We start from the raw sequence: 13,267 nt of genomic DNA, 5'->3' as shown, positions 1-13,267 counted from the left end.
AATGATACACTTCAAATCGTAATTATTACGTTTTGAGGAGAGGTAGTTTGGAAGACAAGTATACGTTTTTAGTGTCCATAAAAATGCTTTTGCACGAAATAGCAGAGCTATCGGCCTTTATTAAAAAAAGCAGCCCGTGCTGTGAAATGCTGACAGAAAAACTGGACGAACTTTCTGCATTTGTCATGGATGATAAAAACGAAAAACAATGGCGTTTATGGGAAAGTGATAAGGAGATCAGAAAATATGCCAGCCTTCTGAGAGAAACATCTTCCGCTGCGGTAGCTGCCCTGGAAAAACATCAATCTGTCTGCACGTCGAGGAGCAATGCCGATATGTCAGGCTATTTTTCAGCTCTTTCCTCTGCTGTAAAAGAGGATGCTGTCAAGTGCGGAATCTCAGGGACATCAGAGGTTTTCTTTATAGGGTCAGGTGCGTTTCCTCTTTCTGCGCTAACCATTGCCAAAGAAACAGGAGCTCGTCTGACATGCCTGGATATTGATGAAGAAGCTGTGGCAATGGGCAGGGATATCGCCTGTCTGTCTGGTCTAAAAGAGAATGTTCGGTTTACAAGCGAGCCGGTTTCAAAACTGCCTGCCATCAAAAGAGCCACGCATGTCGTAATTGCTTCCCTTGTGGAAGAGAAAAAGGCCATTATTGAGCAGCTTGCATCCCTTCTTCCGTGTGGAGCCAAAGTTGTTCTGCGGTATGGAAATGGCCTGAAATCTCTTTTTAACTATCCCTATTATGATTCGCCGGAGTCTGTTTGGAAAACTGAAACGGTTTACCAGGATAAACGTTTCTACAATACGCTGATTCTGACAAAAAAAGTGGAGGCATTGACAGGAAAGGAAGTCGAATATTCATGACCTTTAAATCGAATTCTTTTGGGAACACGCTGATTGCGGGGGCTGGACCGGCAGCCTTTGCCGCTGCGGTCCAAGCTGGAAAAGGAGGGTACTCAAATAAATTGGGCTTAGCCAACCGGGCCGGGGAACATTCTGAACAGCTTCAGGAATACTTTGAACGAAATGGATTTGAAGTGTCCTCCTTATTTGCTCCCCACTTAGATCAAAATTTGAATGGAAAAACCGCCATTCATTATTTTTACCCATCTTTAAGTGAAGTGAACGATTTGTGGGAGACGATTATCCTATGCACGCCAAGCCATACATACATTGAAGTTTTAAAAGAGTTAAACCTAAAGAATCTGAAAAGGGCAAAACGAGTGGTTCTTCTTTCTCCGGGAATCGGCTCTGCTTCAACAATCATCGAGCAGCTGGCATTAGATATAGAGGTTATCAGCCTGTCTGCATATTATGCAGCGACAAAGCTTCCAGCAGAAGACCCGTTCACAGCTTACACAAAAGCTGTGAAGAAAAAAGTCTATGTGGGGTCCCGATACAAAAACAGCAGCTTTGCTCATGTCCTGGCTGACTTTATAAGAAGTATCGGTCCTGAAGCGGAAATTCTTTCATCAGCAGTTGAAGCCGAGGCAAGAAGCATAACAACCTATGTTCATCCGCCATTATTCATGAACCCTGTTGCGTTGAGAGAGATTTTGAGAGAAGACAAGTCTGTTAAATCCATGTACAAGCTATATCCGGAAGGGCCAATTAGCCAGCACGCGATAAAGGCTATGAACGGTCTTTGGAAAGAGCTTTCCGAAGTTGCTTCCTGTTTGGGAGCAAAGCCTATTAACCTTTTGGAATTTTTAAATGATGATAACTATCCAGTACACAAATACACGCTCTCAAGAAATGATATCTGCCAGTTCCCGACGTTTAGTCCGGAGAAGCAGGAATATTTGCTGTACATCAGATACACGTCTATTTTAATTGACCCTTTTTCCGCTCCAGATGAGAATGGAACGTACTTTGATTTTTCAAAGGTGCCGTTTGCCCAGGTAAAGCGGGCGAGGTCAGGAAAATGGGTGCTTCCAAGAGTTCCGCTTGAAGATTACCATAAGCTGAAACTGGTGACTGAACTTGCTGTTAAGGCAGGCATTTCTATGCCTGTGGCTCATTCATTGCTAAGGGCGTTTGAAGAGGAAGCGGCACGGTTCAGCCAAACACATCACGCTTCGTTTGAAAATTATATTCCTGAAGCGAGGGAAGAAACATGCTGAAGAATGGGGTCTTGCTTGCGGTTTTATCCTCACTCGTTTTCAGTGTGATGAATGCCCTTGTTAAAGCGGTCAGCCTGAATATTCCTGCTTCAGAAATCATGTTTTTCAGAAGCTTGATCGGCACTGTCATCATTTTTGTGATGATGAGGCAAAGCAAAACCGCCTTTTCAAAAAAGGGCGTGCCCATGCTCTTTTTAAGAGGAATGCTCGGTGCATTGTATCTATATGCTTACTTTTTTACCATTTCAAAAATACCGCTTGCTGATGCAAGTATTCTTGCACACTTATCAACTATTTTCGTCTTTTTCCTCTCAGCGGTTTTTTTAAAGGAAAAGGTCTCAAAATCAACCTTTTATGTTCTTCCCCTTGTTTTTCTTGGAGGAATACTCTTGATTAAGCCGTTCCAATTCTCGTCTTTCTCGGTGTATGCTCTTGTCGGAGTATTAAGTGCCCTGTTTGCTGCAGGAGCAGCAACATCTATTCGGTATCTGAGCAAAACACATCCGTCTTATGAAATTGTTTTTTATTTTCTCGCAACAGGAACGTTTCTTTCCATTCCGCTCATGTGGAACGAATTTGTCGTGCCGTCACTGATTGAAGGCTTTTACTTGATTTGCATTGGTGTTGTGTCCCTTCTTGGCCAAATTTTCCTGACGAAAGCTTTCACCCATGAAAATATTGTTGTTGTGGAAATGACCAGGTATATAGGAATTGTCTTCAATGCATTGTGGGGCTTTTTATTCTGGTCAGAGATACCTGATGCACTCACCATTTCAGGCGGTATCTTGATTGTTGCTTCATGTGTTCTGCTGTCTATGATGAAAAGAAGAACGGCTGTGGTGCAGGGGCGCGCGTCTTCTGTTTTAAAAAATGTGCATTGACCGTTGTTCAAGAAGCTAGTAATATTTACTAATGTAAATCGTAATTATTACGAATTAAAATACTCAAGGGTGGTAGATGTGATGAAATCGTTTAGTGGTTCAAAAAGCTTGATTGCTATTTTAATAGGCTTATTTATTCTTGCAGCTGCAGGATGTTCTGCTGAAAATAGCCAAGCTGATCCTGAAAAAGAAGAAAAGGATAAGAAGGTATCAATGATCTTCAGCTTTAAGTCGCCGAACATGGATCCTCACACTGGATTTACCCCAATCCGTGCAGGAGTGACAGAGACGCTTCTAAAGCTTGACGAAAATTCTAAGATCGAAGGCTGGCTCGCTGAAAAATGGGAGACAGAAGATAATGTGAACTGGACATTCACAATCCGTGATGAGGTTAAATTTCAGGACGGAAAAAAACTTGATGCTGCGGCAGTCAAGGCTTCTCTGGAGAGAAGTGCTGCTGTTAACGAATCACTTGGAGATTCGCTGAAAATACAATCAATGGAAGCAGACGGACAAACGCTTTCTATTACAACCACAGAACCATATCCTGCTCTTCCTTCCGAGCTTGTTAACCCGTATACATCGATTGTAAACACAGAAGCTGAAAAAGAGATGGGCGAAGAAGAGTTTAACAATGCCCCAGTTGGTACAGGTCCGTTTAAAGTCAAAACATTCATTTCAAATCAAGAAGTACAGGTTGAAAAATTCAGCGGCTATTGGGCAGGAGAGCCTAAGGTCAGTGAAGCTGTCATTAAATTTAATGAAGATGCCAACGTAAGATCACTTGCTTTTCAATCTAAAGAAGCAGATGTCGTTTACAACATTCCGGCAGAAGGCATCGAGCCAATCGAAAAAGATAAAGAACTGAAGGTTGAATCTGTACCTGGCCTTAGAGCCCATTTTATTTTATACAATCAGCAAAGCCCTAAAGTGTCAGATGTTAAGGTAAGAGAAGCCCTTGACTTGCTCCTTGACCGCAAGAGCGCAGCAGAAGACATTATGCTTGGACACGGGATTCCTGCAAATGGCCCGTTCAACAGCACCCTTCCATTTGGTATAAAGGATGAAGTGAAAGCAGTGAATGTTGATAAAGCCAAAGAACTGCTTGCTGAAGCAGGCTACAAAGAGAATGGCCAGGGGAAAATGGAAAAAGACGGACAGCCCCTCAAGCTTGAACTCATTACGTATAAAGCACGTCCGGAACTTCCGCTTATCGCACAGCTTCTGCAGTCAGATGCAGCAAAAGCAGGAATTGATATCGAAATTAAAAATGTTGAAAATGCAGATACACACCTTGTTGAAAATAAAGACTGGGATCTTGCTACATACAGCAACAATACGTCTCCCCGGGGAGATGGGAGCTACTTCCTGAATACAGCCTTTACGAAAACAGGTGCTTTAAACGTAGGCAAAATTTCAATCCCGGAACTGAATGAACTGATCAAAGAACTGAATACAACCAACGATTTAGATAAAAGAACACAGCTGACAAGGGATGCAGCAGGAATCATCAACAAAGAATTCGCACACAGCTATGCCGTTTATCCAAACATTCTTGTAGGGGTGAACAAGCGGGTTCAAAACTTTAATCCTACAGCTGAGGAGTATTATATCCTAACTCATACAATGGATGTGAAGTAACATGCTTCCTCTTATAAAACAGCGTGTGATTCAGCTGGTTCTCGTCATCTTCATTTTGTCTGTTTTTACATTCGGACTGATGAAGCTTGCTTCTGGCGATCCGGTAATGCTGATATTAAACGCTGATGAAATGATGGTAACAGATGCTGACCAGGCTGAGCTAAGAAAAGAGCTCGGCTTTGATCAGCCTCTATATGTTCAGTACGGAAAGTGGATGTTTGGGCTGCTTCAGCTTGATCTTGGAAAATCCTACATGAGCGGTAATCCAGTCTGGGACGAACTGATGAAGCGCTTGCCAATCACGTTGGAGCTTGCAGGGGGAGCATTGCTCGTCATGGCTGCCATCGCTCTTCCGCTTGGTATTGCAGCAGGGAGGTTTCCGGGGAAATGGCCGGATCACCTCAGCAGAGTGCTTGCACTGATTGGAGCATCAATTCCAAGCTTCTGGCTGGGACTGATGCTTATTTACGTTTTCGCTTTTAAGCTTCAGCTGCTGCCTTCGAATGGATTTGGAGAGTGGTCTCAATCCATTTTGCCCTCATTTGCATTAGGGTTTTCACTGGCAGCTGTTTATGCAAGATTATTGCGCTCGGGTTTAATGGAAAGCTATTCCCAAGATTACGTCCGGGCAGCAAGAGCAAGAGGGGTGAAAGAATGGCGCATTCTGTGGATTCATGCTATCCGGGCTGCTCTTTTGCCTGTCATGACGGTGCTTGGCCTGAGTATGGGAAGTCTTCTTGGGGGAGCGGTCGTTATTGAGATTTTATTTTCCTGGCCAGGGCTTGGAAGTATGGCGGTCGACGCTATTTTTGCCCGTGATTACCCTGTCATACAGGGATATGTATTACTGACAGGCGTTTTTGTTGTAGCGATGAATCTGATGACAGATCTTTCGTATTTTCTCATTGATCCCCGAATCAGAAAAGGAAAGGAGGCATCGAAATGAATCCTTTTCCACAGGTGAAAAAGAACGTCCGCCATCTGAAGCGAACCATTTTTTCAGGCAGATTAATGATTGTAACAGGAGCAGCTTTGCTTGTCTTTATTGCCGTTCTTTCAATTGCGGGCCCGCTTCTTGTTTCAAATGATCCTTATACGGCAAATATGGGGGAACGGTTTGCTTCTCCAAGTCTGCAATACCCTCTTGGAACAGATAATCTTGGCAGGTGCATTTTTACAAGATTGATGGTAGGGGCAAAAGCAACTCTCGGCATCACAGCGCTTGTTGTGGCAAGTGTTCTCTGTATAGGTCTTCCTCTCGGTCTTCTGTCGGGGTATGCAGGGGGAAAGTTTGATGCTTTTCTCATGAGAACGGCAGACGGGCTTCTTGCTTTGCCGGAATTTATTCTGGCGATTGCCATTGCAGGTTTTATGGGTCCAAGTCTTACAAATTTAATGATTGCTGTTGTCGCAGTGAAATGGATCACCTACACCCGTTTAGTAAGAGGCATTGTGATTTCGGAAAAGGAAAAAGAGTACATTCTTGCCGCAAAGGTTGGAGGATGCTCTGACTTGAAGATTCTTAGAAGGCATATACTGCCTCACATTCTGTCGCCGGTTCTCATACTCGCAGCACTGGATATCGGGAAAGTGATTTTGATTATCTCATCCCTATCTTACATAGGTCTCGGTGCACAGCCCCCTAACCCTGAATGGGGAGCCATGCTGAATGACGGCAGGCCTTATTTTCAAACGTACCCGGAATTGATGATTTATCCCGGTTTTGCCATCTTTCTGGTTGTTTTATCATGCAACTTAATAGGGGAAGGCCTGAGAGACCGGCTCGATGTAAAAAGCAGGTAGGTCCGGAGGTGAAAAGAGCATTGAATGCAAAGAATGCAAAGAATGATAAGACAGTCTTAACCGTAAGCAACGTTTCCATTACACTAGCGAATAAACATGAGAGCAGAATCCTTGTAAAAAATCTTAATCTCAAGATCAAGGCAGGAGAAATGATTGGACTTGCAGGAGAAAGCGGCAGCGGGAAAAGTATGACAGCAGCAGCTATACTGGGTCTGCTGCCGCCGTCTGCCCGTATATCAAAAGGGAGCATCCTTTTTTCCGGAAATGAATTAACAGCCATGAAAGAAAAAGAAATGCAGAAGATAAGAGGAAAAGATGTAACGTACATTTTCCAAAACTATCAAGGAAGTTTTACGCCTTTCCTTAAAATTGGCAGGCAGCTTGTCGAAGCGATTAAATCTCACCGTCAAGTAAGGAAATCGAACGCTGAACAGGAGGTTCTTTACTGGCTGGAGCGGGTGAGGCTTCCTGCAGAAAGGACGTTTAATAGCTATCCGCATCAGCTCAGCGGAGGACAGCTGCAGAGAGCAGCGCTTGCAGCATCCCTGATGATGAAGCCTTCCCTGATCATTGCAGACGAGCCGACAACGGCTCTTGATGTTTTGACTGGTGAATCGATTCTTCAGCTGCTTGCTGATCTTCAAAGAGAAATAGACTGTGCCGTGCTCCTTATCTCGCATAATCTAAATCATTTGCTGAAACGGACAGACAAGATGATGATCATGTACGGCGGGAGAATTGTTGAGCATGGCCCAACAGAGATGATCGCTACAGATCCCGCGCACCCTTATACGAAACTTTTATTAAGCACACAGCCTAAACTTGAGGGAAGTGTACCCAGAAGATTGCCGAGTATTGATGGCGAGCCGGGTCTCTCGGCTGAAACCGGTTGTCCGTTTGCCCTTCGCTGCCCGCTCGTAATACCGGAGTGCAGGACATTTCCTGCATTTCAGGAAAAGAATGTTCATCATTGGTCCGCTTGCCATGCGGACATGAGAGGAGAGAAGACAGATGCTGACAGTCAGCCAAATCTCAAAGTCTTACAAAGATCATAACATTCTTTCAGACGTTTCCCTCACTGTAAAGGAAGGGGAGTGCCTCGGGCTGATTGGCGAAAGCGGGAGCGGCAAAAGTACGCTTGCAAAGCTGATAGTCGGACTTGATTCTGCTGATAGCGGAGAAATCACGATAAACGGAATTGTGCTGAGGGAACAAAAGGGAAAAGCTCTGAAGAAAATAAGGCGCCACATTGGGGTTGTGTTTCAGGATTCTCATGCTTCACTAAACCCCAAGCTGCCTATTTGGAAAACGGTCGCAGAGCCGCTTGAAAATTATCCGGAAGCTATTCCTGCTTATTTATTGGACGAAAAAGCGGACAGGAAAAAAATGGCGCTCCACCTTTTAAAAAAAGTTGGCTTAAGCGACAGGCACTTGGGTTGTTACCCTCATCAGCTCAGCGGTGGACAGAGACAGCGCGCGGCCATCGCCCGGGCAATCAGCATTGAACCGAAACTCCTCATTTTGGATGAGCCAACATCAAGCCTTGATGTATCTGTCCAGGCGCAAATATTGAACCTGCTCAAGGAGCTGAAGGAAGAGCTTGGCATGTCCTTTTTGTTCATATCACACGACATCGCTGCCGTCCGGTTTATGTGCGATCAAATCTGCGTGCTGAAGGATGGAAATCTGCTTGATGTCTTTTCTTCAGCAGAGCTCTTTGAGGACAAACGCCATCCATATACGAAGCAGCTTGCGGATGCTGGTTACTAGGCGTTGCTTAAAATCGGTCGATTCGTTATACTGTTCACATTGATTATACATATGTCCGTACAGAGAATACATGCGGGCCGAGGAGGATTCAGTGTGATAGGAAGATTATTGATTTCATGTGAGGACCGCCCGGGAATTGTTGCAGCAGTATCACGTTTTTTAGCTGATGAAGGAGCAAACATTATTCACTCAGATCAGCATTCTACCGATCCGGTCGGCGGTCTTTTTTTTATGAGAATCGAATTTCAGCTTCATGGCATTGAAGATATGATTCATGAACTCAGAAACCGGTTTGAGCAGACGGCAGCGGCGTTTCAAATGAAATGGCGGATGTCCTGCGCGAGTGATAAAAAGAAAATCGCCATCTTTGTTTCAAAAGAAGATCATTGTCTTCAGGATCTGCTGCAGCGGTACCGCCTCGGCGAACTTTCTGCAGAAATAGCCATGATCGTCAGCAACCATAATGAAATGCGGGAAATTGTTGAGCCGTTCGGCATTCCGTATCATCATGTGCAGGCAACGAAGGAAACAAGAGAAGCGGCGGCAAAAACACATCTTGAACTTTTGGAAGAAGCAGGTGTGGATACCATTGTTCTGGCGAGATACATGCAGATTATTCCCCCTGTTATGATTGAACGTTTTAAGAACCGGATTATTAACATTCATCATTCATTCCTGCCTGCCTTTGTTGGAGGCAAACCTTATAATCAAGCCTATGACCGCGGCGTGAAAATTATCGGGGCAACCGCCCATTATGTAACAGAAGAGCTTGACCAGGGTCCAATCATTGAGCAGGATGTTGAGCGGGTAAGCCACAGATATCAGATTAAGGATCTGAAACGGGTTGGAAGAGACGTTGAAAAGCTTGTGCTGTCACGCGCCGTCGGGTGGCATCTGGATGATAAGGTACTCGTTTATGAAAATAAAACGGTGGTATTTCCTTAAAAACCCAAAAAAAGATCAGTCGAATGCAGACTGGTCTCTTTTTTTTGCTGTTTTCGCATTGATTTATAGGTACCAGGTCCTGAGCAAAGTAATTGACCCCATTCTCCAAGAGGAGTATCGTTGTCTGCGTTAACTTCTATACAGCTTATATCTCTGTTTTGCAGAGCTATTAAAGAAAGAATGGTTAAAAAAATAGACCCATGAAGGAGAATGCGATATGGAAAACTATCAAGAACTTGCAGCAAAACAAAAGTCATTTTTCCGAAGCGGGAAAACGAAGGATGTTCAGTTCCGGATCCAGACGCTGACTAAACTGAAAGAGCTTATCATAAGCAATGAACAGGAGATTCTTGACGCCCTGAAAGCTGATTTGAATAAACCTGAAGTTGAAGCGAAGCGCGCAGAGATAAGCCTTGTTTTGAGTGAAATAGATTTTATGGCCGAGAATTTAATCTCTTGGTCTGCACCGAAGAAAACAGATACGCCGACTACACATGAAGGGGCAGAAAGCTTTATCTTATCAGAGCCGTATGGTTCAGCCCTTATCATTGCCCCTTGGAACTACCCGTTCCAGCTTGCCGTTAATCCGCTTGCTGGCGCGATAGCAGCCGGGAACTGTGCGGTGCTGAAACCTTCTGAGCTCACACCACGCACATCAGGGCTTTTGGCAAAGCTGATTAATGACAACTTCCCGGAGGAATATTTGCGTGTTGTTGAAGGGGAAGTCGAAACCAGTACAGCTCTGCTGAAAGAGAAATTTGACTATATTTTCTTTACCGGCAGTACACCAGTAGGGAAGATTGTCGCAAAAGCTGCTGCTGAGCATTTGACACCTGTTACGCTTGAACTGGGCGGGAAAAGTCCGGCGATTGTTCACGACGATGCTGATTTCGATCAGGCGGCTGCACGAATTGCCGGGGGGAAATTCATGAATGCCGGCCAAACGTGCGTGGCACCCGATTATATCTTGGTAAAGAGAGAAGTGAAAAATCAGCTGATAGCCAAGCTGAAAGAAGCCATTACAAAGACATACGGTGAAAATGTGGCGGGAGATGAGTACCCGCATGTGGTGAGTGAAAGACACTTTGACCGGCTGCATGCATTCCTGGAAAGCGGAAACGCAGTTGCAGGAGGAAAATCCGACAAATCACGTTTATTCATTGAACCGACAATCCTTGACAATGTTTCATGGGATGACCCTGTGATGCAGGATGAGATCTTTGGGCCAATCCTGCCTGTGCTAGAATACGATGACTTGCAGCAAGCCATCGATGTCATCACCGAACGTCCTAAGCCGCTTGCCTTGTACCTTTTCTCTGAGAACGAGAACATCCAAAACGAAGTGCTGCATAACCTGTCATTCGGCGGCGGTGCAATCAACGATACCATCAGCCACATGACGTCTCATTACCTCCCGTTCGGCGGTGTTGGAGACAGCGGCATGGGCGCTTACCACGGCAAAGCGAGCTTTGATACGTTTACACATTCTAAGAGTATTCTTAAACGCTCCTTTAAGTAAGGTTAATAGATGATGCCTCAAGCCTGCAGTGAGAAAACATTTTCCGCTGCAGGCTTTTCATTTAGGTACAGAAAATGTATAATGATTATAAATCGTATTTATTACGATTTGTATTAACTCTCATCGAAATCGGGGTGCTGAGATTGAATGAAAAAGGAATGAACGTCCTTGCAAAGGGAATCATTGCAGGTCTATCCGAGACGAAAAGATCAGTTTATCAATATATAGAGAGCAGAGAGGATGAACTTGCGTCTCAATGCGAAACAAAAGAACAATTTTTGACCATGCTCGTAAAAGTGTCGCCCTATCATGAAGCAGCCGGCAGGTTCAATATAAGTGCTGAAGAAATTTACCGGCTGATGAAGGAAACAGAAGCTGAAATCAACAAAAAGCTAGAACAAAAACTGAACACTTATAAATGGATCGACTGTACAGAGCGAATGGGCAATGGATCAGAAAACAACAAAAAGCATTTTCTCTTTCTAGCATAAATGTGCGGAAACAGTATGATTTTTAAATCGTAATCATTACGAAGAAAAAGAAAGGATGAACGTTCATGGCCAAAAAATCAAAAGTGGCAAAAGAAAAAAAGCGTCAGGAGCTTGTTGAAAAATACAGGGAATTACGTGCAGAATTAAAGGAAAGCGGCGACATTGAGGCACTGCGCAGGCTGCCGCGTGATTCTTCCCCTACACGCCTGAAAAACCGCTGCGAGGTAACAGGCAGACCTAGAGGGTATCTTCGTAAATTTAAGCTTTCAAGAATTGCATTCCGTGAGCTTGCTCACAAAGGCCAGCTTCCCGGTGTGAAAAAATCAAGCTGGTAAGACAAAAGAAGGAAAACATACTCTGCCAAGATGTGACTGAAGCATGCCATTTGCCCTGGTATGCTTTTTTTATGTCTATAAGTATCTATTTTCAATAAATGAACATCTTAAATGAATAAAATTTTATTGTAAAACAATAAATAGCATGGTACAGTTTAATTGAAAATATCTATGCGAGGTGCTTTTTATGAAACGGGGAACAACGCTCTTTTTAAAGACAGCGATCATCCTGATTGGTCTTCCTGTTATTGCTTTGTGCATATTTGTCATACCTGAAATCGGAAATTTTGCAGCAGAATTGTATCCTGAACAGACTTTTCTCAAATATCTCGTTTTCATCGACTTGTATGCGACGGCTATTCCGTTTTACTTTGCCCTTTATCAATCGTTTCATCTTTTAAATTTAATCGATAGAAACCAGGCTTTTTCGGATTATGCCGTCGAAGCTTTAAAGAAAATCAAATACTGCGCTTTTAGTTTCAGTGCCTTGTATGTGTTTGGTCTGCCGATCTTTTACCTCATGGCGGAAAGGGACGATGCACCGGGCATCATTCTAATCGGAATGGTCATGATCTTTACATCCTTTGTAGTTGCGGTCTTTGCTGCTGTCCTGCAGAAGCTGTTAAAAGAAGCGATTGATATCAAATCAGAAAATGATTTAACGGTCTGAGGTGAATAATATGGCGATAATTATAAATATTGATGTCATGCTGGCCAAAAGAAAAATGAGCGTAACTGAACTTTCAGAAAGAGTAGGCATTACAATGGCAAACCTTTCGATTTTAAAAAACGGCAAGGCAAAAGCTGTAAGGCTCTCCACTTTGGAGGGGATCTGCAAGGCGCTCGACTGTCAGCCGGGAGATATCCTGGAATACCGGAGTGATGAAGATGGCGAGTAAGCAGGAGGCAGTTCAACCGCGGGAAAATCCGCTTGGAGCCTTCATCTCAAGAGCAATCGTACAGCTCTTTCATTTTGGATGGCAGCAGGCTCTGTCCTGTTTGTTTCCTGTTGTCATCTTTGCTTCCCTTGCATTGACACAGGTTATCCCTCTTCCGTTTCTTCCAAGATACGACTGGCTGCTTTTGATTTGTCTTCTCATGCAGTGGCTGATGCTGAGGTCAGGGCTTGAAACAAAGGATGAACTGAAAGTCATTACCCTGTTTCATATCATCGGGCTTGCCCTTGAACTTTTCAAGGTGCATATGGGCTCCTGGTCATACCCTGAGGAAGGGTATTCCAAGGTTTTTGGCGTTCCGCTGTACAGCGGATTTATGTACGCAAGTGTAGCGAGCTACTTATGCCAGGCTTGGAGGCGCCTTGAAGTGGAGCTGATAAAATGGCCCTCGCTTTGGGCAGTCGTGCCGCTTGCAGCTGCCGTCTATTTGAATTTTTTCACTCACCACTTCTGGATTGACGTCAGGTGGTGGCTGTCCGGACTGGTCATTCTAGTTTTCTGGCAGTCCTGGGTTTCTTATGAGGTGAACGGATCCCGGTACCGCATGCCGCTTGCTCTATCCTTTGTGCTGATCGGCTTTTTCATTTGGATTGCCGAGAATATTGCCACCTATTTTGGGGCCTGGAAGTATCCCAATCAAACGGAAGCATGGAGCCTTGTTCATTTAGGAAAGGTCAGTTCATGGCTGCTGCTTGTGATCGTCAGCTTTCTGATTGTGGCCGTGCTGAAGCAGGTAAAAGGGAAAACGTACGAGAGTATGAGCAAAAAATAAACATATAACTGGTGTTTACTCCATTA

Annotated in this window: 15 protein-coding genes; all 15 read left to right on the top strand. The window is 44.2% G+C overall.

All coding sequences use genetic code 11. The annotated features are described in order from the left end of the window. Positions 1–47: 47 nt before the first annotated feature. Positions 48–869 (top strand): nicotianamine synthase family protein, encoded by an 822-nt coding sequence (locus JOJ89_RS16685; protein WP_051827345.1) that lies wholly within the window; start codon positions 48–50, stop codon positions 867–869. Next, the gene (locus JOJ89_RS16680) at positions 866–2,128 is read left to right on the top strand and encodes an opine metallophore biosynthesis dehydrogenase (RefSeq protein ID WP_203288532.1); all 1,263 of its coding nucleotides are present in this window, start codon (positions 866–868) and stop codon (positions 2,126–2,128) included. Before JOJ89_RS16685 ends, JOJ89_RS16680 begins: the two co-directional genes overlap by 4 nt. Next, positions 2,122–3,009 carry a DMT family transporter gene (locus tag JOJ89_RS16675; RefSeq protein ID WP_051827343.1) on the top strand — a complete coding sequence of 296 codons (888 nt, stop codon included), beginning with the start codon at positions 2,122–2,124 and terminating at the stop codon, positions 3,007–3,009. The genes JOJ89_RS16680 and JOJ89_RS16675 overlap by 7 nt, the downstream gene beginning before the upstream one ends. Positions 3,010–3,090: 81 nt before the next feature. Next, positions 3,091–4,650: a nickel ABC transporter substrate-binding protein gene (gene nikA / locus JOJ89_RS16670; protein WP_203288523.1), complete on the top strand. Its 1,560-nt coding sequence runs from the start codon at positions 3,091–3,093 to the stop codon at positions 4,648–4,650. A gap of 1 nt (position 4,651) precedes the next feature. Beyond that, positions 4,652–5,596 (top strand): nickel ABC transporter permease, encoded by a 945-nt coding sequence (gene nikB / locus JOJ89_RS16665; RefSeq protein ID WP_203288521.1) that lies wholly within the window; start codon positions 4,652–4,654, stop codon positions 5,594–5,596. 65 nt (positions 5,597–5,661) lie between these two features. After that, positions 5,662–6,453 (top strand): nickel transporter permease, encoded by a 792-nt coding sequence (gene nikC, locus JOJ89_RS16660; protein ID WP_481825278.1) that lies wholly within the window; start codon positions 5,662–5,664, stop codon positions 6,451–6,453. Between the two features lie 20 nt (positions 6,454–6,473). Next, positions 6,474–7,508, top strand: a complete 1,035-nt coding sequence (locus JOJ89_RS16655; RefSeq protein WP_203288517.1) for an ABC transporter ATP-binding protein — start codon at positions 6,474–6,476, stop codon at positions 7,506–7,508. Further along, the gene (locus JOJ89_RS16650; protein WP_203288516.1) at positions 7,465–8,223 is read left to right on the top strand and encodes an ABC transporter ATP-binding protein; all 759 of its coding nucleotides are present in this window, start codon (positions 7,465–7,467) and stop codon (positions 8,221–8,223) included. The genes JOJ89_RS16655 and JOJ89_RS16650 overlap by 44 nt, the downstream gene beginning before the upstream one ends. Positions 8,224–8,274: 51 nt before the next feature. Then, a complete protein-coding gene (purU, locus tag JOJ89_RS16645; protein ID WP_203288514.1) occupies positions 8,275–9,168 on the top strand; it encodes a formyltetrahydrofolate deformylase in 894 nt (297 codons plus the stop codon). Between the two features lie 217 nt (positions 9,169–9,385). Then, entirely contained in the window at positions 9,386–10,687 is a 1,302-nt protein-coding gene (locus JOJ89_RS16640; RefSeq protein WP_203288512.1) for an aldehyde dehydrogenase, read from the top strand. 74 nt (positions 10,688–10,761) lie between these two features. Then, positions 10,762–11,178, top strand: a complete 417-nt coding sequence (locus JOJ89_RS16635) for a hypothetical protein (protein WP_234703427.1) — start codon at positions 10,762–10,764, stop codon at positions 11,176–11,178. Positions 11,179–11,243: 65 nt separating this feature from the next. After that, complete coding sequence (gene rpsN, locus JOJ89_RS16630; RefSeq protein WP_029278812.1) at positions 11,244–11,513, top strand: 30S ribosomal protein S14; 270 nt, start codon at positions 11,244–11,246, stop codon at positions 11,511–11,513. Positions 11,514–11,700: 187 nt separating this feature from the next. Then, complete coding sequence (locus JOJ89_RS16625) at positions 11,701–12,183, top strand: DUF2975 domain-containing protein (RefSeq protein ID WP_203288510.1); 483 nt, start codon at positions 11,701–11,703, stop codon at positions 12,181–12,183. A 10-nt stretch (positions 12,184–12,193) separates the two neighbouring features. Next, complete coding sequence (locus JOJ89_RS16620) at positions 12,194–12,412, top strand: helix-turn-helix domain-containing protein (protein ID WP_029278815.1); 219 nt, start codon at positions 12,194–12,196, stop codon at positions 12,410–12,412. Beyond that, a complete protein-coding gene (locus JOJ89_RS16615) occupies positions 12,402–13,241 on the top strand; it encodes a DUF817 domain-containing protein (RefSeq protein ID WP_242524621.1) in 840 nt (279 codons plus the stop codon). Before JOJ89_RS16620 ends, JOJ89_RS16615 begins: the two co-directional genes overlap by 11 nt. The last annotated feature ends 26 nt before the right edge of the window (positions 13,242–13,267 follow it).

The organism is Metabacillus sp. cB07 (assembly GCF_016839225.1).
Lineage (GTDB): Bacteria > Bacillota > Bacilli > Bacillales > Bacillaceae > Bacillus_P > Bacillus_P indicus.
The sequence above is the reverse complement of the archived record's forward strand: the minus strand, read 5'-3'. Positions and strand labels throughout refer to the sequence as shown.